Annotated in this window: 23 protein-coding genes; 12 read left to right on the forward strand and 11 right to left on the reverse strand. The window is 65.0% G+C overall.

Annotated features, from left to right (window positions below):
* Positions 1-103 precede the first annotated feature (103 nt).
* Positions 104-2,026 (reverse strand): FAD-binding monooxygenase, encoded by a 1,923-nt coding sequence (locus tag XH83_RS19015; RefSeq protein WP_194402342.1) that lies wholly within the window; start codon positions 2,024-2,026, stop codon positions 104-106.
* A gap of 104 nt (positions 2,027-2,130) precedes the next feature.
* Here XH83_RS19015 and XH83_RS19020 point away from each other — a divergent pair, with 104 nt between their 5' ends.
* Positions 2,131-2,595 carry a MarR family winged helix-turn-helix transcriptional regulator gene (locus tag XH83_RS19020; protein ID WP_194402343.1) on the forward strand — a complete coding sequence of 155 codons (465 nt, stop codon included), beginning with the start codon at positions 2,131-2,133 and terminating at the stop codon, positions 2,593-2,595.
* A gap of 118 nt (positions 2,596-2,713) precedes the next feature.
* Positions 2,714-3,145 carry a hypothetical protein gene (locus tag XH83_RS19025; RefSeq protein ID WP_194402344.1) on the forward strand — a complete coding sequence of 144 codons (432 nt, stop codon included), beginning with the start codon at positions 2,714-2,716 and terminating at the stop codon, positions 3,143-3,145.
* A 39-nt stretch (positions 3,146-3,184) separates the two neighbouring features.
* Here XH83_RS19025 and XH83_RS19030 read toward each other — a convergent pair whose 3' ends face one another.
* A complete protein-coding gene (locus XH83_RS19030) occupies positions 3,185-3,802 on the reverse strand; it encodes a L,D-transpeptidase (protein WP_194402345.1) in 618 nt (205 codons plus the stop codon).
* A gap of 347 nt (positions 3,803-4,149) precedes the next feature.
* Here XH83_RS19030 and XH83_RS19035 point away from each other — a divergent pair, with 347 nt between their 5' ends.
* Entirely contained in the window at positions 4,150-5,208 is a 1,059-nt protein-coding gene (locus XH83_RS19035; protein ID WP_194408314.1) for a hypothetical protein, read from the forward strand.
* A 382-nt stretch (positions 5,209-5,590) separates the two neighbouring features.
* The gene (locus XH83_RS19040) at positions 5,591-5,821 is read left to right on the forward strand and encodes a hypothetical protein (protein WP_194402346.1); all 231 of its coding nucleotides are present in this window, start codon (positions 5,591-5,593) and stop codon (positions 5,819-5,821) included.
* On the opposite strand, the gene XH83_RS19045 is transcribed toward XH83_RS19040, so the two are convergent.
* Positions 5,822-6,607 (reverse strand): SDR family NAD(P)-dependent oxidoreductase, encoded by a 786-nt coding sequence (locus XH83_RS19045; protein WP_194402347.1) that lies wholly within the window; start codon positions 6,605-6,607, stop codon positions 5,822-5,824.
* 131 nt (positions 6,608-6,738) lie between these two features.
* Between XH83_RS19045 and XH83_RS19050 the strand changes: the two genes are divergently transcribed.
* Both XH83_RS19050 and XH83_RS19055 read left to right on the forward strand, forming a co-directional pair.
* Positions 6,739-7,128 carry a hypothetical protein gene (locus tag XH83_RS19050; RefSeq protein ID WP_194402348.1) on the forward strand — a complete coding sequence of 130 codons (390 nt, stop codon included), beginning with the start codon at positions 6,739-6,741 and terminating at the stop codon, positions 7,126-7,128.
* 108 nt (positions 7,129-7,236) lie between these two features.
* The gene (locus XH83_RS19055; RefSeq protein WP_194402349.1) at positions 7,237-7,488 is read left to right on the forward strand and encodes a hypothetical protein; all 252 of its coding nucleotides are present in this window, start codon (positions 7,237-7,239) and stop codon (positions 7,486-7,488) included.
* A 19-nt stretch (positions 7,489-7,507) separates the two neighbouring features.
* Here XH83_RS19055 and XH83_RS19060 read toward each other — a convergent pair whose 3' ends face one another.
* The 5 genes from XH83_RS19060 to XH83_RS19080 all read right to left on the reverse strand — a co-directional run bounded on the left by XH83_RS19060 (position 7,508) and on the right by XH83_RS19080 (position 10,990).
* On the reverse strand, positions 7,508-7,693 hold the full coding sequence (locus XH83_RS19060) for a hypothetical protein (RefSeq protein ID WP_194402350.1): 186 nt from the start codon (positions 7,691-7,693) through the stop codon (positions 7,508-7,510).
* 207 nt (positions 7,694-7,900) lie between these two features.
* Complete coding sequence (minE, locus tag XH83_RS19065) at positions 7,901-8,182, reverse strand: cell division topological specificity factor MinE (protein ID WP_097660833.1); 282 nt, start codon at positions 8,180-8,182, stop codon at positions 7,901-7,903.
* Positions 8,179-8,994, reverse strand: coding sequence for a septum site-determining protein MinD (gene minD / locus XH83_RS19070; RefSeq protein WP_194402351.1), 816 nt, complete (start codon positions 8,992-8,994; stop codon positions 8,179-8,181). Before minD ends, minE begins: the two co-directional genes overlap by 4 nt.
* Positions 8,995-9,013: 19 nt before the next feature.
* Positions 9,014-9,712: a septum site-determining protein MinC gene (gene minC / locus XH83_RS19075; RefSeq protein WP_194408315.1), complete on the reverse strand. Its 699-nt coding sequence runs from the start codon at positions 9,710-9,712 to the stop codon at positions 9,014-9,016.
* Between the two features lie 273 nt (positions 9,713-9,985).
* A complete protein-coding gene (locus XH83_RS19080) occupies positions 9,986-10,990 on the reverse strand; it encodes an ABC transporter substrate-binding protein (protein WP_194402352.1) in 1,005 nt (334 codons plus the stop codon).
* A gap of 100 nt (positions 10,991-11,090) precedes the next feature.
* On the opposite strand from XH83_RS19080, the gene XH83_RS19085 reads away from it, so the two are divergent.
* The 6 genes from XH83_RS19085 (at position 11,091) to XH83_RS19110 (ending at position 16,315) form a co-directional block, all read left to right on the forward strand.
* The gene (locus tag XH83_RS19085; RefSeq protein ID WP_194402353.1) at positions 11,091-11,738 is read left to right on the forward strand and encodes a TetR/AcrR family transcriptional regulator; all 648 of its coding nucleotides are present in this window, start codon (positions 11,091-11,093) and stop codon (positions 11,736-11,738) included.
* 102 nt (positions 11,739-11,840) lie between these two features.
* A complete protein-coding gene (locus XH83_RS19090) occupies positions 11,841-12,611 on the forward strand; it encodes an ABC transporter permease (protein ID WP_194408316.1) in 771 nt (256 codons plus the stop codon).
* A 26-nt stretch (positions 12,612-12,637) separates the two neighbouring features.
* Entirely contained in the window at positions 12,638-13,675 is a 1,038-nt protein-coding gene (locus tag XH83_RS19095; RefSeq protein WP_194402354.1) for an NAD(P)-dependent oxidoreductase, read from the forward strand.
* Positions 13,662-14,483 carry a GNAT family N-acetyltransferase gene (locus tag XH83_RS19100; protein WP_194402355.1) on the forward strand — a complete coding sequence of 274 codons (822 nt, stop codon included), beginning with the start codon at positions 13,662-13,664 and terminating at the stop codon, positions 14,481-14,483. Before XH83_RS19095 ends, XH83_RS19100 begins: the two co-directional genes overlap by 14 nt.
* Before the next feature lie 6 nt (positions 14,484-14,489).
* A complete protein-coding gene (locus tag XH83_RS19105; protein ID WP_194402356.1) occupies positions 14,490-15,545 on the forward strand; it encodes a dihydrodipicolinate synthase family protein in 1,056 nt (351 codons plus the stop codon).
* Positions 15,533-16,315 (forward strand): ABC transporter ATP-binding protein, encoded by a 783-nt coding sequence (locus tag XH83_RS19110; RefSeq protein ID WP_194402357.1) that lies wholly within the window; start codon positions 15,533-15,535, stop codon positions 16,313-16,315. The genes XH83_RS19105 and XH83_RS19110 overlap by 13 nt, the downstream gene beginning before the upstream one ends.
* A gap of 154 nt (positions 16,316-16,469) precedes the next feature.
* On the opposite strand, the gene XH83_RS19115 is transcribed toward XH83_RS19110, so the two are convergent.
* From XH83_RS19115 to XH83_RS19125, 3 genes are all read right to left on the reverse strand, one after another.
* On the reverse strand, positions 16,470-17,561 hold the full coding sequence (locus XH83_RS19115; RefSeq protein WP_194408317.1) for a TRAP transporter substrate-binding protein: 1,092 nt from the start codon (positions 17,559-17,561) through the stop codon (positions 16,470-16,472).
* Positions 17,562-17,694: 133 nt separating this feature from the next.
* Positions 17,695-17,952: a hypothetical protein gene (locus XH83_RS19120; RefSeq protein WP_036000273.1), complete on the reverse strand. Its 258-nt coding sequence runs from the start codon at positions 17,950-17,952 to the stop codon at positions 17,695-17,697.
* A 67-nt stretch (positions 17,953-18,019) separates the two neighbouring features.
* A complete protein-coding gene (locus XH83_RS19125) occupies positions 18,020-18,997 on the reverse strand; it encodes a DUF2778 domain-containing protein (RefSeq protein ID WP_194408318.1) in 978 nt (325 codons plus the stop codon).
* Positions 18,998-19,025: the final 28 nt, after the last annotated feature.

The raw sequence follows: 19,025 nt of genomic DNA on the forward strand, positions 1-19,025 counted from the left end.
CAGCGAGGGCCGCCCGCATAGAAAGATTGAAGCGCGGGCGGCTCGCGGTTCAATATTCATCCGTTGTTCATCGGCGCAACGCGTCATCTGCGCTGCCGGACCGTCAGTCGACCTGCAGCATGAACGCGTCGAAATACGATGCAAGCCGGGCAAAGTCGTCGAGCGGAAGCACGTTCGCGACATACTGGTCAGGCCGCACCACGACCATGCAGCCGGCTTTGCGATCGATGCCGCGCATGGCGAAGATATCGTGGCCACTCTTGAGGTCCGGGCAGAACATCTTCTCGTAGTCGATCAAGCCGTAGCGCCCTTTACGCGGGAGCAGCAGCGGGGGCATCGCTTCGACGGCGAGTTCGCGATGATCCTGCTGAAACACCGCACGCAGATCGATCACGCTGTCGATGTCGGCGCCACCTTGCGTATAGCGCTTGACCGGCGAATCCCTGGCCTCGGTGAGGAAATTGCAGAGCGCGCGAATGGCCGAGCCTGCGGCGGCAGGATCTTCCGCGGGGGAAAACGCGTAGATCCGGAATCGGCCATCGGCCTGCCCGGCATGGCCGAGATGCACCGGCTTTGCGTCAGCCAGCCGGATCACCGGGGCGGAATGGAAGCGCTTGCCGATGACGAGGCCTTGCGCGAGGTGCTGATGCGACGCCGCGCCGGTGAGAAGCGACGGCCTGTAGTGCGTCGCCGTGCCCGCGGTGTAGCGGCCGTGCCGCACGAAATAGTCTTGGGTCCTGGCGGCATCGGCGCCGCCGGCCTTGGCGGCGGAGGCAAGAATGCCCGCCCATTCGCGGTCGAAATCGATCAGCTCTTTCGCGACCGCCTGGCGCTCCGCCGAATAGGAATGCAACAGCTGAGGGGCACACTGCTTCCGCAGCACGGCGGCGAGCTTCCAGCCGAGATTGAAGGCATCCTGCATCGAGACGTTCATGCCCTGCCCCGCCTTCGGGCTGTGGGTGTGGCATGCATCGCCGGCGATGAAGATGCGCGGCAGGTGCGTTGCGATCTCCGCGTCCGACACGTCGTCGAACTTGTCGGTCAGACGCTGACCGATCTCGTACACCGACCACCAGGCGATCTCCTTCACCTCGAGCGTGTGCGGCTTCAGGATCCGCTGCGCCTTGGCGATCACGTCGTCGGCAGTGATGTTGCGGTTCGCGACGCGCTCGCCGACCTCGAGCTTGGCGATCTCGACATAGATGCGGACCATGTAACCGCCCTCGCGCGGAATGATCAGCAGGCTGCCGTCCTTCGCCGACTGGATCAGCGACTTGAAGCGGATGTCCGGAAAATCCGTCACCGCCAGCACGTCCATCACGCCCCAGGCGTGGTTGGCGGAATCGCCGTGCAGTTCCCGCCCGATCGACTTGCGCACCGTGCTGCGCGCGCCGTCGCAGCCGACGACATATCGCGCCTTGACCGTCTCGACCTTGCCCTTGTTCCCGGCGTCGACGCGTTCGAGGCGCACGGTCACGGCATGATCGCCAGGCCCCGCGGCCGGATCGACCTGGAGGTCGAGAAGACGGCGGCTGTAATGGGGTTCGAGCTTCGCCGGTGATTTGCGCATGACGTCGAGAAAGCCGTCATGGATGCGCGCCTGGTTGAGGATGACGTGCGGGAATTCAGACAGCCCGTCCTCGACGTCCTGCACCCGGCCGCTGCGGATGATGGTCTCGGGCAGCCGTTCGTCCGGCTTCCAGAACGTCGTCTCGTTGACCCAATAGGCCTCCTTCAGCACCCGCTCGCTGAAGCCGTAGGCATGAAACATCTCCATGGTGCGGCAGGCGATGCCGTCGGCCTGCCCGACCAGCAGCCGGCCCGGCTTCTGCTCGACGATGCAGGTCTTGATGTCGGGGAATTGCGCGAGCTGGGCGGCGAGCGTGAGGCCGGCCGGCCCGCAGCCGACGATGAGGACATCGACCTCGTCAGGCACGGCGCCCGCAGCACCCGACGCCTGAACACGCTCGGCGGGATCGGCGATTTCAGGGTCGCCCGGCCGGAATCCATTGAGATGGAATTGCATGAGCACCTCTCCCCGCGAACGTTCTGTTTGGATATTGCTCAGTATGCTGACTATCAGTATACTTGTCAACGATCCGACCGTCCCAGTCCGAGGAGGAGAATTCGGTGAAAGACAACAACGAGATGCCCGGGCATCTGGCGCGCCGGTTCCAGCAGATTGCGGTCGCCGTGTTCCTGGCCGAGGTCGAGGATGCGGGCTTCGACCTGACGCCGGTGCAATACGCCGCGCTCGCGACCATCAAGGCCAATCCGGGGCTCGACCAGGTGACGCTCGCAGGATTGATCGCCTATGACCGCACCACCATCACTGGCGTGATCGACCGCCTCGTGCAGAAGGGTCTTGCCGAGCGTCGCGCCTCCAGCCGCGACCGCCGCGCCCGCGAGCTCGAGATCACCGACGAGGGCCGGCGCACGCTGCGCAAGATCACACCGGCCGTGGAATCGGCCCAGCGCATCATGCTGCGTGGCCTCAGCGCGAAAGAGGGCGAAGAGTTGATGCGGCTGCTGCGCAAGGCGATCGCCGCCGGCAACGATTTGAGCCGCGCACCGCTGCGCGATAGTCCGGTATGATACGGACCCCTATTTGCAATTGTCTGAGGTCCGCGAAACCTGGAACTAACCTTCGCCTGCTAGGGTCCGCAACATTCTGCGATTAACGCGCGATTAACTTTGCAGGGCGGGGGTTCGGATGTTCAGGTGTCTCATTGCGGCCGCGGCCATCGCGCTCTCGACCGGCCATGCGCTCGCGAACGGCCATGGCGGCGGCGAACCTCCTCCGCCGAAGCCGGAGGCGACGACTGCGCCCGCGAAGGTGGTCATCACCAAGCAGGGTCCCAAGCTCGTCGATCTCAAGGGCATGACGCTCTATTATTACGAGCGCGACACCACCGGAAAGACCTCGAACTGCAACGGCAAGTGCACCGAGAGCTGGGTGCCGCTACCGGCAACGGCCGACGCCAAGGCCATCGGCGATTTCACCGTGATCAGCCGCAACGACGGCAGCAGGATGTGGGCGTACCGCTACCGTCCGCTCTACACCTCGCCCGCCGACAAGGCGCCGGGCGACGCCAATGGCAACGCCACGACGCTGCAATGGCGGATCGCGCGGCCTGAAAACTAGCGCGGTCACGTGGACGCCGGAGCACTCGCGTAAGTTTCTTTATCCGCGCCAGCTTCCACCCGTCTCGGCCCGCGCGCTCTGTCCGGGCGGCAGCACCACGACCGTCGAATTGAGCTTCACCCGGTCGTACAGATCGATCACGTCCTCGTTGCGCATCCGGATGCAGCCCGACGAGATCGCCTGCCCGATATATTCGGGCTGGTTGGTGCCGTGGATGCGATAGAGCGTGTCCTTGTTGCCGGCATAGAGATAGATGCCGCGCGCACCCAGCGGATTGGCGGGTCCACCGGGAACACGTGCCGGATACGGTCCGAGCCGCGCCTGGATATCCGCCGTGGGAACCCAGTCCGGCCATTCCGCCAGCCGGCCGACCCGCGCCACGCCCGAGAACGCCATGGCTTCCTCGCCGACCGCAACGCCGTACCGGATCGCCTTGCCGTCCGGCAGCACATAATAGAGATAGCGCGCATCGGTATCGACCAGGATGGTACCGGGCTGCTCCTTGCGGTGATAGTCGACGATGTGACGGAGATATTGCTCGGGCACGTTCGCCTGCGCGTACGGCGTATGCGCGAGCAACTGCCGGTCGCGCGGCGTCATGCTCGCGTCGGTCGACGGTGATAGCGTCGTCTGCATGCAGCCGCCCAGCGGCAGCATGGCGATAGCGAATAAAGCGATGAGAGATCTTGGCACCGCCGGCCCCTGTAGCGGATAGCAGCACCCCCAGCATCGCCAGATGTTGCCAAAATCGTGCTGAAAACAAGGCAACGGGAAACACGTGCGCGTGTTCGAAAAACTGGGTTCCATCACCACAAACGGCGGAAGAGCGTCGCATCATCTCCATCCCCTCGCCTTGCTTTGGTCAAATCCGGCTGGACTCGTGGGGGTCATCGGGCCGGGCGCATCGGATTGATGGGCTCACCTCAACAACATCGGCTCGCGCCAATGCGGACGACCAGGACTTAACACCCGGGCTTCAACGCCTGTGCTTTAAAGGAGCGGCGATGCTCGCGACGCTGAACCCCAAGCAAATCGTCGATGAGATCGTGAAGGACACGGTCAAGGACAACGATCCGCACGACGCGATTCAGATTTCGCCCGACATTGTACTGGCCTCGCGCCCCGTCAGCGTTGCACCCACGCTGGCGCCTGACGTCACGCCCCGTCCGGAGCCGAAATTCGCGCCGCCGCCCAAAATCTCTCTGGAGCCCAGGCTCTCGCTGGAGCCGAGGTTCGCGCCCGTCTCGGAGCCGCAGACGGCGGCACCGCCGTCGGTCGACACGGCCGTACGCGTCGCAGCGAGCGATGACCATGTTCGGCCGAAGCGATCCGCGGTGCGCAAGTGGTTGCGCGGCGCGTTCGTCACGTTTCTGTTTGCGGGAGGCAGTGCGGCCGCCACGATCGCCTGGGAGAAGCACGGCGATACGGCCAAACAGATGCTCGCGGAATGGACGCCTGCCCTGGCGTCGTTGAGGTCGCTGCTGCCTTCCACGTCGCAGACCGCGCAGGTCGCGCCCGCGCAGGCCGCAGCGCCTGCGGAGCAAGCCGTGCCGCCCGCAAGCCAAGCGGCGACCGATCAAACCACCACCGATCAATCGACCGCGACGGCGCCCGTGGCACAGGTCGCGACAGCCATGCCTGCGGCAACGCCGCCCGATGCAGTGCAGTCGGTGCAATCGATGACGCGCGACCTTGCTGCAATGGCGCAGCAGATCGAGCAGCTCAAGGCCAACATCGCCGAGTTGAAGGCCGGACAGGAGCAGATGGCGCGCGAGATGGCGAAGCCGCCCGCGCCAAAACCGGTCGCTGAGGCCAAGCCGGTCGATCCGCGCGCACGCGCTGCTGCGCTGCCGCCGAAGCCTCCGGCGCCGCCGGCAGTTCATAAACCGAAACCAGTGGTGTCGCGGACCTACATGCCCGCCTATTCGCCCGCGCCGCTCGCGCCTCCCCCGCCGCCTTCGCAAGCCGCCGCAATGCCGCCGCCGGCTGCACCTGTCACCACGACGCAAGCCGTTGCCGATGACGACGGACCGGTCGTGCGTCCGCCGATGCCGCTGCGCTAGACGCGCGCAACAGCACGGTGCACAGCAACGACGTCGCGTATGCTGTCCGAGTCGATGTGATGCGTTGAGTCCGGGCGATTACGGAAAGCGCTATTTTTCGCTCAAGAGAAAAGGCCGTCGGGAGCTATGCCGGCGGCCTTCTCTTGCAGCTGCCGGTTCCCGGAGCCCGGTTCTGCTGCAATTCCATGCCTTATGATTGCGCCGCGTATTTAATAAACTCTTAACGACCCCGCATGCTGCACATCATTTCTGCGCCATAAGCACAGAGATTGCGCGACCTGTTCATTCGATAGATATCGACTCAGTGATACCATCCCGGATGTGTCGAGATTTCCATTGAAGACTTGTTTTTGAAGCTGGGTCGTCACATCGGGGAATTCGGATGCCTTACTACTCCTTCGATCTCGTGGTTGGTGAAGAGTTCAGGAACCAGGGCGGAATCATTCTCGAAGACATCGAGGTTGCCTCCGATCGCGCCGATCAACTCGCATGCGAGCTGTCGCAAGTGAAGCCGGAGCTGCAGCAGAAGGGTTGCGCGGTGCGCGTCACCGATCGTGACGACAACGAGCTCTATCGCACGCCGCTCGATCCGGTGCCGGCCTGGCAGCGCTGACTATTCGTCGAATGCCGGCGGCTCGAACCAGTTGGTGAGCGACAAGCCGCCGTCGACGACAAAGGCAGCGCCGGTGACGTAACCGGAAAGCTTGTTCGACAGCACCGCGAGCGCCATCGGTGCGAGGTCGCCGGCCTCGCCGAGACGCCCGAGCGGAATGTGCCGCGCCAGCGCGGGATCCGCAACGAACCCGCCGGCCGCGATCGCACCGGGCACCAGCGCGTTGACGCGGATGCCGTAGCGGCCAAACGTCTTGGCCAGTTCCTTCACCAGCATCGCCATCCCCGCCTTCGCCGTCGAATAATGCGGAAGGTTGCGCGGCGTGCCCGCATGCAGCGAGGTGAGAAACAAAAACGAGCCCGGCCGCTTCGCCGCGATCAGCCGCTTTGCGAGCTCGCGGGCGAGGTGAAAGCCGGCATCGAGATTGACGGCATGCATCTGCTGCCAGGTCCTGCGATCGACCGCGAGCGCGTGATCGGCCTCCCGCCGCGGCGGCGATGCACTGTGGACGAAATGCGTGATCTCGCCCAAGGCGGCATGCGCGACGGCAAGCAGTGCGTCGCACGTCTCCAGCTCGGCGAGATCGCCGACCCAGGGTACCGCCAGTTCAGGCTTCTCGCTGGCGCTGATCGCGGTCCTCACCCGCTCGGCGTTCACATCGGCGAACACGGTCCGGACGCCCTCGCCGACCAAGGCCTGCGCGATCGCGCGGCCGATGCCATTGCCCGCGCCGGTCACGAGCGCCGTGTCACGGATGGGGTCGAACGGCGTGCTGAACAGGCTCATGTCGCTCTCCGAGGCCGGGATACGGGCCACGATAGCGCACCGCAGCGGGAAGCGACAAATTCGCACTCGGCGCCATTGCGGAGCAGCCCGCCGGACGCTAGCCTCCCCAAAAAATGGAGGAGATACCAAGGATGCGCTACGGTTTCCTGATGGCCGGCCTGTTGCTGATCGCCGCTCCGGCCCAAGCCGAGGACCATCCACGCTCGACCTATGTGACCCTGGTGCTGCAGGCCTTCGCCGCCAAGGTCGAATGCCCGGGCACGGACGTGGTCTACCAGGACCTAGTCCAGAAGGCGGAGCAGATGCACCTGCCCGATGGCACCACCGAGAAAGTGCGCAAGGCGATCGCCTGGATGCACACCGGCGGCAAGATGGGCGAGAAGCAGGATGACGATTTGATGGCTGAGGTGGCGGTGGCGACCCAGGCGACCGATCTCAACCAGCGCCGCCTCGGCATGCCCACCTGGTGCGAGGCCCAGAAGACCAACCTCGCCGGCCTGATCCGCGCCAAGGGCGGCTAGCAAGCCAACCGCCGCAGCGTTAAGCACACCGCGACGGAACCTGCGTTTCGGCCAACAATCGTCACATTCCCGGCCAGCATGCGGGCTTCTTCATACAGGAGAACCCTCATGCGGTTGACGCATCTCATTGTCGCCGGCGTGCTCGCGGTGAGCGCAGCGCTGGCCGGCCCGGCACAGGCAAGGAATTCAGACGCCCAAAAGGCCGAAGACAAAACGGCCTCGTCGTCATCGTGCAGCGCCTATCAGCAGGCGCCGGACGGATCGTGGGAACAGCTCCCGTGCAAGGAGACAGGCGAGCGCGGCCAGCCGCAAACGCAGCATCGATCCCGCGCACCGGGATCGGACCGCGAGGAACGCTGAACCGCTTCCTGTCCGGCGATCAGCTATGGTGAGGCCCGCGCATGATCTTCATGGCGTCGGCGATGTGACGCCATTCCTTGGCCTCGTCGGCCTCGCCGCGGCCCTCGCAGGCCTGGGCCTGCTCGGCGGCCTTCGCGATCGCAGCAAAACCGTGCTGTTCGAGCATCTGCCGCGCAACGGTGTGGACCTGGACCTCGGACATCATGGGCGCTCTCCGTCTGATGAGGCCGCGGGGTCTGGCTCGACTCTCCCGCGGTCTTCGACAACGATTTCGCCTCCGATGGCGTTCCCCTTACCGTCGATCACATCGGCGGCCCCGAGAATGTGAGTACCCAAACGACAAAGGCGGCCCGCCATGCCCGGCGGACCGCCTTCACCCACCCCAAAGCTGGGAGTCGTCGGCCGCGTGCCCCTACGCGACCGCCACTTTCTTGCGCTCGAAATCGTTGGGCACCTCGATATCGACCTCGAGGGTCGAGACCTCGTCGCCGCGCTCGAGCCGGACGATGACCTTGGTCGGGTCCAGCATCACGTGCTTGGACACGACGGCGAGAATTTCCTCACGCAGCACGCCGAGCAGATCGGGCTGGCCACGCATTCCGCGTTCATGGGCAAGCAGGATCTGCAGCCGTTCGCGAGCGACGGGTGCAGAGGCCTTGTTGCCGCGGAGAAGCCGAAGCAGACCCATGCTCATGCAGCCCTCCGTCGCAGCAGGCGATCCATGAAGCCCTTGCGCTCGGTCGGCACCTGCATCGGCACGGTGTCGCCGCACAGCCGGCGCGCCGCGTCGATATAGGCCCGCGCCGGAGCACCTTCCGCATTCGACAACGTCACCGGCGTGCCGACGTTGGAGGCGCGCAGCACGTCCTGGCTCTCGGGAATGATGCCGAGCAAGGGTGTTGCGAGGATCTCGAGGATGTCCTCGATGGTCAGCATCTCGCCGCGCGCGGCGCGGGAGGGATCATAGCGGGTGATGAGAATATGCTTCTCGACGCGCTCGCCCTTCTCGGCCCGCACGGTCTTGGAATCGAGCATGCCGATGATGCGGTCGGAATCGCGTACCGAGGAGACTTCCGGATTGGTCACGATTACTGCCTCGTCGGCGAAGCGCATCGCCATGGAGGCGCCGCGCTCGATGCCGGCCGGGCTGTCGCAGATCACCCAGTCGAAACGGGCACGCAGATCGTCGATGACCTTGCCGACGCCCTCTTCCGTCAGCGCATCCTTGTCGCGGGTCTGCGAGGCCGGCAGCAGCCAGAGGTTCTCCAGGCGCTTGTCCTTGATCAGCGCCTGCGGGAGTTTCGCAACGCCCTGCACCACGTTGATGAGGTCGAACACGACGCGGCGTTCAGCCCCCATCACGAGGTCGAGGTTGCGCAGGCCGACGTCGAAATCGACGACGACAACCTTGTCGCCGCGTTGCGCCAGCGCCGCTCCCAGTGCGGCGGTCGTCGTGGTCTTGCCGACGCCCCCCTTGCCTGATGTCACGACCAGTACCTTGGCCATCTCTGAAATCTCCTTCTGGTCAGTTCAGCGCGGTAATTCGCATTGTGTTGCCTTGCAGGAAGGCTTGGGCAGGCCGGCCGCGGAGCGCGGCGTCGATATCGTCGGCGGTCTGATAAAACCCATCGATCGCAAGCAGTTCGGCTTCGATCTTCTGACAATAGATGCGCGCGCTGGTGTGACCGTTCACGCCCGCCATGGCGCGGCCGCGCAGCGCGCCGTAGACGTGGATCGAGCCGCCGGCGACCACCTCCGCGCCGGAGCCCACCGAACCCAGGATGGTGACGTCGCCTTCCGGGAAGATCACGGTCTGCCCCGAACGCACCGGGTTTTCCAGCAGCAGCGAGGTCGGCTTGGCCTCGGCCTTGGTCTCGGGTTTCTTCGGCGCGCTTGGCTCGACCACGCAACTGCGTCCGCCCGACAGCAGCGGCGGCATCATCGGGGTCAGCCTTGCCTCTTCAACGCCCTCGATGCCGAGCACGCGGATGTTGCGATCCTGCAGGCTGGTGAGCAGATGACCGATGCCGGACTGGCTGAGATCGACCGAGGACAGGTCGATCACCACGGGCCGGCCCGCAAAGAAGCCCGGCGAGCGCGCGATGGTGGTGTCGATCTCCTGCAGCCAGTCCTGGACCGGAACCGTTGGCGTAAACACGAAAGCCACGTAGGAGCGCCCGCGCAGGCGCACCATTTGGCGTTGAGGTTTGACTGCAGCCTCCATCACGGCCGACTCGTTCCCTATTATTGAATGGTTAACGATGCGGCGAATATGGTTAACGGTCGGTTAATTCTCCGTGGGAATACGTGGGGGATGGGCAGGCTGGAGCCGCTTTCTTGTCCCGGACGCGCTGCAGCGTGCAACGCTGCTGCGCAGAGCCGTCTCCCCTCCCGGATCATGCTCTCGGCAAAATGGGCCCCGGCCCTGCAGCGCACCGTCTAAGGGACGCTGCGCTGCGTCCGGGGCACGTGCGGGGAACGGGGCAACGGCTGCCCTCTACTTCTTCACCTTGCTCGCATCCATCTTGATACTGGGATCCAGCATCTTGGTCGTGAACACCGTGGTCACGTCGAACGGCTTCTCCATGCCGAGATAGGTCTGGACCAGCTCGTAATCCTTCTTCATCCGCTCGCCGTCGATCCAGCCGAGGCCCTTGGTGGTGGTGAACTCGTCCGTCATCAGGAATTTGATGCGCTCCCACTGGCGCTCCTGGTTCTCCTTGTCGAGACCGGAGACCTGGTCGAGCAGCGCCTTCAGGCACGGCGTGGCGTCGGCAACACAGGCGGCAAAGGCCTTCTGCGTGACGCGCACGAAGTCTTCGACGACCTTCGGGTTCTTCTGCAAATACGCGCCATTGACGATCAGCGAATTGCCGTAGGGATTGAGCCCGATGTCCTTCCAGTTGACGTAGCCGAGGTCGGGCCCGAACTCGATCACCTTCAGGTCGTGCTCGTTGTAGAAGTCGCTGATGATGTCGACGGTGTGGCTCTTCAGGGCCGCGATCTTCGCGGTCGGCCCGACATTGACGAAGCCGACGGAGTCCGGCGCGAGCCCTGCGGCTTTGGCGAAGGCCGGCCACATCACGCGCGAGGCATCGCCGGGCGGATTGCCGATCTTGTGGCCTGCAAAATCCTTCACCCCGTTCACGCCATAGCTCTTCAGCCAATAGAAGGTCTGCCCGGTATTGGCGTAGACGCTCATCACGGCAACGGTGTCGGCGCCCTTACTCTTGGCCACCAGCATGGTGGCGAGATCGGCGACGCCGAAGGGCGAGCCGCCCGAGCCCACCTTGGCGGCGGAGACGCCGGAGCCCTTGCCGACCTCGATGGAGAGGTCGATGCCCGCCTTCTCGTACCAGCCCTGCGCCTTGGCGTAATAATACGGCGAGTGGTCGGCCGTCGGCGTCCAGTTGAGGATCAGGTTGACCGCCTCGCCCGCGCTCGCCGGCAGCGCCGGCAAACCGAGCATCAGGGCCACAACAGCCGCCTGCAAACGCTTCATCGCATCTCTCCTCATGCCAGCGACCCGGCTTGTCGCTCTCCCCTCGTGAGGATACCAATGCAACAAGCCCGCCCTCCACTTGTCAACTGTTTGGTTGGAAATGCCCGCAAAACGATCTGGCGACACCGTGCCGCAGCGCCGAGACCCCGTCGCCACCCGCAAGAAGCTGCTCACCGCGGCCCGCCTGGAATTCGCCCGGCACGGCTTTGCGGGCGCCCGCGTCGACGAGATCGCGATGCGCGCCGGCGTCAACAAGCAGCTCGTCTACCACTATTTCGGCGACAAGGACGCGCTCTACCTCGCCGTGCTGGAATGGGTCTATGAAGACATCCGCGAGCAGGAGCGCAAGCTCAACCTCGAAGGCCTGCCGCCGGAAAAGGCAATCCGCAACCTGATCGAAGCCTCGTTCGACCATCTGGCCGCAAACCCCGATTTCATCGTGCTTTTGAACGACGAGAACCGCGGCGGCGCCCGCCACGTCCGCGGCTCGACGCGGCTGGAAGCGATGCACTCCCCGCTCGTGAAGAGCGTTTCGAATATCCTCAACGAAGGGGTGCGCGCGGGCGTGTTCCGCAAGGGGATCGACCCGGTCCAGCTCTATATCTCCATTGCGGGCCTTAGCTATTTCTTCTTCTCCAACACACCAACATTGTCGGCGATCTTTGGCAAGGACCTGTCGAGCCGCAGCCAGCGCAGCGCCCGCCGCCGCCATGTCGCTGATCTGGTGCTGCAGTCGCTCCGGCCCTAATCAACCAATTGGTTGAAACTTTCCCCGAAGGCGGCTAGGCTCGTGACTGCTTAGGCTGAAGATTTGCGGCATCGTCGCCGCGCCAACAGGGAGCAAGCGGTGGTGACAGCAGACGGGGCACGCACCTCGCGCAGCTTTGCGATCATCCTGATCGTGCACCTCGCCGTGCTCGTGCTCTGGCAGGTCGCGGTCGACGCTTTCCACGTGCCGAAATTCATCCTGCCCTCGCCGCTCGCGACGGTGCAGACCCTGGGCACCGCAGGCTATGCCTGGGGCGCCAACACGCTGGTGACGGCGGTCGAGATCCTCGGCGGCTTCGCGCTCGGCGCCTTCGTCGGCGTCGCGCTCGCGGTGATCTTCAGCTGGGCACCGCTGCTCAGCCTCGTGCTGCTGCCGCTGTTCGTGACGCTGAACATGATCCCGAAGGTCGCGCTCGGCCCGCTCTTCATCGTCTGGTTCTCCTACGGCATCGTGCCGAACATCCTGATCGCGTTCAGCATCTGCTTCTTCCCGATCCTGCTCACCACCGCGCGCGGCCTGCGCGAGGTCGAGCCGGATCTGCTCGATCTCGTCAAATCGCTGCGCGGCTCGCGCTGGACGCTATTCCGCAAGATCCAGCTGCCGGGATCGCTGCCTTACATCTTCTCCGGCATGAAGGTCGGCGCCATCCTGGCGGTGGCCGGCGCCATCGTCGGCGAGTTCATCGCCTCCGAGCGCGGGCTCGGCTACCTCATGATCCAGGTGCAGTCCTCGCTCGACACGCCCGCAATGGTGATGGCCGTCGTGCTGCTGACGCTGCTCGGCGTCGCGCTTTACGGCCTCGTCCTCGCCCTCGAACGCATGTTCGTGGTCGGCGACGCCAGGCAGACTTAGCAACGGCAGACCTAAAGGACAGAACCATGCTGCTCACTCGCCAGACGCTGCCGAAGACCATCCCCGATATCGCAGCCCTCGACGATCTCTTGTGCCGGCCGACGCAGGCCCTGATCGACGATCTCAAGAAGGTCGAGGGCGACATCATGATCCTGGGTGTCGGCGGCAAGATGGGGCCGACGCTGGCGGGGCTCGCGAAAGCCGCCGCGCCCGAACGCCGCGTCATCGGCGTCGCCCGCTTCAGCGAGGCCGGCGTGAAGGACTGGCTGCACGCGCGCGGGGTCGAAACGATCAGCTGCGACCTGATGGACGAAAAAGCGATCGCGGTGCTGCCGAAGGCGCCGAACATCGTCTTCATGGCCGGCCGCAAGTTCGGGGCCGAGGGCGATCTGGCGCTGACCTGGGCGATGAACGCGCATGTGCCGGCGCTGGTCGCACAGGCCTTCCCCTCCTCGCGCATCGTGGCGTTCTCGACCGGCTGCGTCTATCCGTTCGTGCCCGTCGACGGCAAAGGCTCGACCGAGGAGATGGCGCCGAACCCACCCGGCGAATACGCGCAATCCTGCGTCGGCCGCGAGCGGATGTTCGAATATTTCTCGCACAAATTCGCAACGCCCGGACGCCTGTTCCGCCTCAATTACGCGATCGACATGCGCTACGGCGTGCTGCACGACATCGCGACGAAGGTGCTCGCGGGCACGCCGATCGACGTCAGCCTCGGCCACGTCAATTTCATCTGGCAGGGCGATGCCTCCGCGCAGGCGCTGCGCTGCCTTGCCCACTGCACCACACCGACCTCGCCGATCAATGTCAGCGGCCACGAGATCCTGGCGGTGCGCGATCTCGCGCAGAAATTCGGCGCGAGGTTCGGCCGCGCCCCGGTGCTGACGGGCAAGGAGGAGCCGACCGCATGGCTAACCGACACCTCCAAGGCGGTCGAGCGGTTCGGCCTTCCCGTCGTCGACACCGAGCAGCTGATCGCCTGGACCGCGGATTGGGTCTCGCGCTCCATGCCGAGCCTCGGCAAGCCGACCAAATACGAGGTGCGCGATGGCCGTTACTGACGCCCCGCCCATCATCAAGCTCGGCGTCGACGACGCGATCGCAGGCCTGGCGTTGTCGACGGAAGCGCGGTGGAACCAGACCGAGGAGGACTGGCGCATCTTCCTGCGCGACGGGATCGTCTTCGGCATTCGTGACGGCATGCGGCTGGTCGCAACCGCTGCCTTGCTGCCCTATTCCGGCAACAATGCCTGGATCAGCATGGTGCTGGTCTCAGCAACGCATCGCCGCCGCGGCCTTGCCACCCGTCTCGTCGACGCCTGCCTGGAAACGGCACGAAAGAACGGCCTGACCAGCTGGCTCGATGCCACGCCCGACGGCGCGGCCGTCTACGGACCGCTGGGGTTCATGCCGACCCTGCAATTGCGCCGCCTGAAGCTGGTGAAGCCTGCGCGGGCCGAAGCACCGCCAATATCATCCGCCACGCTCGATGCGCTTCGTGCGCGCGATTGGCGCGCCACCGGTTTCGACCGGACCGCACTCCTCTCCGCCTTCGTGCAGCGCTCCGGCTCGCGTATCGTCGCCGCGAACGGCGCCATCGCGCTGGTGCGAGACGGCCGGACCGCCCGCCATATCGGTCCCTTGCTTGCCGACAATGCCGCGGCAGCCCTGGCTCTGGTTGACGCGATCGTGCGATCCGAGACAGGCCCGCTGCTGCTCGACGCCGTCGCGTCGCAAGCCCCGTTCCTCGAAGGCTTGACGGCCACCGGCTGGAGTGTCGAGCGCCCGTTCCAGCGCATGCGGTTCGGCCCCGCCACCGTCATGGGTGACGAAACCCCGTTCGCCGTCGCCGGCCCCGAATTCGGATAGGACATCATGCACCGCAGCCAGATCGACGCCGACATCCGCAAGCTGATCGCCGACGGCACCGTGCTGCCGGCGCACCCCCTCGCGCTCACCGCCGAGCGCCAGCTCGACAAGACGCATCAGCGCGCGCTGACGCGCTATTACATCGACGCAGGCTCAGGCGGCCTTGCGGTCGGCGTGCACACGACGCAATTCGCGATCCGCGATGTCGGCCTCTACCGCCCCGTGCTCGAGCTTGCCGCCGAGACAGCGACCAACTGGACCAAGCGTCCGCTGGCGATGGTCGCGGGGCTTGCAGGTCCGACCGCGCAGGCGGTCACCGAAGCCCGCACCGCCCGTGACATCGGCTATCACGCCGGCCTTCTCAGCCTTGCCGCGATGAAGAGCGCCTCCGAGGACGAAATCATCGCGCATTGCACGGCGGTCGCCGCGGAAATCCCGCTGGTCGGCTTCTACCTGCAGCCCGCCGTCGGCGGCGTGATCCTGTCGAGCCGGTTCTGGCAGCGCTTTGCCTCGATCGACAATGTCATCGCCATCAAGATCGCGCCGTTCAACCGTTACCGGACGCTCGACGTGCTGCGCGGTGTCGCAGCGGCCGGCGCGCTCGACCGCGTCGCGCTCTACACCGGCAATGACGATCACATCCTGCTCGACCTGATGCTGCCGTTCGACCTGCGCGACAAGGGCGTTACCACGCGCACCTATTTCAAGGGCGGCCTGCTCGGCCATTGGTCGGTGTGGACCGCGAGCGCCATCAAGCAGTTCGAGCGTTGCAAGGCGGCGCGGCACAAGGACAGCGTCCCGGCCGACCTGCTCGCCCTCGATGCCCGCGTCACCGATTGCAACAGCGCCTTCTTCGACGTCGCCAACAATTTTCACGGCTGCATCGCCGGCTGCCACGAAATCCTGCGCCGCCAGGGCCTGATGCAGGGCCTGTGGTGCCTCGATCCGAACGAGCGCCTCAGTCCCGGCCAAAAGGAGGAGATCGATCGCGTCACGCGCGAGCACGCCGACCTCAGCGACGATACTTTTGTCGCCGCGAACCTGAACAAATGGCTGGCATGAGTCCAACCCCCTTCATCAGCCTGCAAGGCGTCCGCAAGGTCTATCGCAGCGGCGGCGCCGAATTCCTGGCGGTGTCCGACGTCACGATGGACGTGCAGGAAGGCGAGCTCGTCTCGCTGGTCGGCCCGTCCGGCTGCGGCAAGACGACGGTGATGAAGATTCTGGCCGGCCTGCACGGCGCCGACGGCGGCACCGTCAGGATCGGCAATGCCGATAGCCCGTTCGATCCGAGCCGCGACATCGGCATGGTGTTCCAGCAAGCGCTGCTGCTGAAATGGCGCAACATCCTGGACAACGTGCTGCTGCCGGCCGAGATCGTCGGCCTGCCGATGAAGGCCGCGCGCGAGCGGGCGCGCGACCTGCTCAACCTCGTCGGGCTCGCCGGCTATGAGCAGAAATATCCGCGAGAGCTCTCCGGCGGCATGCAGCAGCGCACCGCGATCGCGCGCGCCTTCATCCACGATCCCAAGCTGATCCTGATGGACGAGCCGTTCGGCGCGCTCGATGCGCTGACGCGCGAGCAGATGAATCTGGAGATGCAGCGGATCTGGCGCGAGAGCGGCAAGACCATCATCTTCGTCACGCATTCGATCCAGGAGGCGGTGTTCCTGTCCTCGCATTGCGCCGTGCTGACGGCGGGACCTGCGAAGATGGCCGACTATTTCCCGATCGACCTGCCCTTCCCGCGCGATCTGCCGTTGAAGACGACAGACGCGTTCGGCGCCTATGCGCGAAGGATCTACGCGAAGCTGGGGCTGGGCGCGGCCTGACAAGCCACCTCTCCGCTGTCATTCCGGGGCGCGACGAAGTCGCGAACCCGGAAATCCATTGGGCAGCAGGACAGGCGGTGACATGGATTCTCGGATGCGCAATTGCGCATCACAGCTCGCGCCCAAGAGGCGCGCCCCGGAATGATGGCGTCTATCAGCTCTTGTTGCGCATCTTGCTGAGCAAATAGTTGTCGTAAAAGTTTTCCGCGATCTGCGTATAGAACAGCAGCTCCTTCATATACGCATCGTGGCTCTCCTTGGTCCGCTTGAACAGATCGCTCTTGGCGGCGAGCTCGTTCAGATGGTCCTGGGCCGCGCTGTAGCAGGCTTCCATCACCGGCTGCGGGAACGCCTTCAGCTCCGCGCCATTGGCGATCAGCCGCTTCAGCGCCGCCGGATTCACGCTATCGTATTTTTCCAGCATCCAGGCGCCGGCCGCCGAGGCTGCCTGGTTGACGATCGCCTGGTACTGCTTGGGGAGCGAGGCCCATTTCTCGTCGTTGACGACCATGTGCAGCATGGCGCCGCCTTCCCACCAGCCGGGGAAGTAATAGTACTTGGCGACCTTGTGGAAGCCGAGCTTCTCGTCGTCATAGGGACCGACGAACTCGACCGCGTCGATCGTGCCCTTCTCCAGTGCCGGATAGATGTCGCCGCCCGCGATCTGCTGCGGCACGACGCCGAGCTTGGCCAGCACATGGCCGCCCATGCCGGCGATGCGGAATTTGAGGCCCTTGAGGTCGTCGACGGTCTTGATCTCCTTGCGGAACCAGCCGCCCATTTGGGTGCCGGAATTGCCGCACAGGATCGCGTGCGCCTTGAACGGTTTCAGCGCCTCATTGGTGAGGTCGGCGCCGCCGCCGAAATGCCACCACGATTCCTGGTGGCGATGGTTCATGCCGAACGGCGCGCCGGTGGCATAGGCCAGCGCCGGCTCCTTGCCGATGTAGAAATAGAGCGGGGTCTGCGCGATCTCCACCGAGGCGGTGCTGACGGCGTCGAGCGCCTGCAAGCCCGGCACGATTTCGCCGGCGCCAAAGGTCTGGATCTGGAATTTGTTGTCAGTGGCCTCGGCAACATATTTCGCGAAGATCTGCGCCGTGCCGTAGATGGTGTCGAGCGACTTCGGGAAGCTCGAGGTCAGGCGCCATTTGATCTCGGGCGCGCTCTGCGCGATCGCAGGGGCAGCAACCAGCGTCGTCGCGCCGGCAACCGCGCCGCCCTTGAGGAACGTACGGCGTTTCATCATGGCAATCTCCGTTGAATTCAGTTTTCAAACATATGGGTTTTGCGGCGACGGTCTTCGCGGACCGTTTGCCCGTTCCCAAAGCAGAGTTCAAGATGCGACAGAACGGCCGGTAGCCGGGAGCTGAAGACCCTCAGAGCAGCTTGGCGCTGACGAACAGCGCGCGCACGGCGTTGGTCGCCTGCACCGCCAGCATCGCATTACCGGCAGCGCCTTCCAGGGCCGCGACGGCATCCTCGTGCAGGGAACGGAATTCCATCCACTCGACCGACTTGAAGTTGGTGAGGAATTGATAGGCCTGGCCGACCGTCGCGATCGCCAGCGTGTCACCGTTCAACTTGATCTTGAACGTCGTACGCAGCGGGGTCTCGGAATTTGATGGATCACTCATGGGCTGCTTCTGGACGATGACGGCTTAACGAAGGGGAAACGGCAGCCCCACAGCAAGCAGGCAAATATCAGGAGTCGGTGCTCGCGCGCTGCGAGGCAGTCGCCGATCCACTCAGGCTCGGCACCACCACAAGGCGGTTGAACTCGCCATTGTCCCAGGCCTTGAGGAAACGATCATAGTCCTTGATCGAAACGCAGCCGTTGGAATCGCCGCGCGGCCCGAGCATGTAGCTGTGGGTGAGAAGGCCGACGCGGCCGAGCGCACTGGTGCCTTCGGTCGGCGTCAAGCGCAGGGCGCGGATGCCGTGGAACAGTTTTTCGCGTGGCTTCAAATCGTAGATCGCGGGCGGGGTCGCCCCCACCATGCGCTGGTCGACATGATCGGGGTCGTCCATCAGCGCGCCCATGCCGGAATGGGCTTCCAGCGCGACGCCGCTCGGCAGGTAAAGGGCCTTGGCCTTGATGTCATAGACCGCCGTGCGCGAATCGTAGCCGAGGGCCTGGAGATCGGGCGCCTTGCCGAACAGGCCGTCGCCCGGCGTCAGCGAGGCCAGCCTGATCTTGTCGGTGAATTTCTCGAAGAAGTTGCGGTTGTCGACCCTGGGGTTGGTCTCGGCATAGGCCTGGCTGGACGCGATCTGGGCGGAGAAATCCGCCTGAGCTGGGCGCGAGCGCGGCATGGGAACCGCGTCGGCGCGCTGCGTGGCGGGCCTGGTCTCGTCAACCGTCTGCCGGTCGTCTTCGGTCAGGGTCGAGCGCCACTCGTCGCCCTGGAGCTTCTGGGCCAGCATCGCCTTGGCATCGCGCAGCTTGAGCTGGACTGCGTTCAACGCGGAACGCTCCACCGTTCGCAGGCCAAGCTCGCGAGCGGACGGATTGCCCGACGCCGAGGCAAAACGGTCTTCGAAAGACGGGCCATTGGTGGCCGGCGGCAGAGCCGCAGTGACCAGCGAGCGCGAATCGCCGATGTCCGCGACCCAGGCGGCCGCGCCCAGCGCCAGCGCCACGGCAGCCAGAGACAGCAAAACGCGCTCCGCCCGCCCCATACGGCGGCGCGACAACAGCCTGTCGGCG

This window comes from Bradyrhizobium sp. CCBAU 53351, assembly GCF_015291745.1.
In the GTDB taxonomy this organism is placed as follows: Bacteria; Pseudomonadota; Alphaproteobacteria; order Rhizobiales; family Xanthobacteraceae; genus Bradyrhizobium.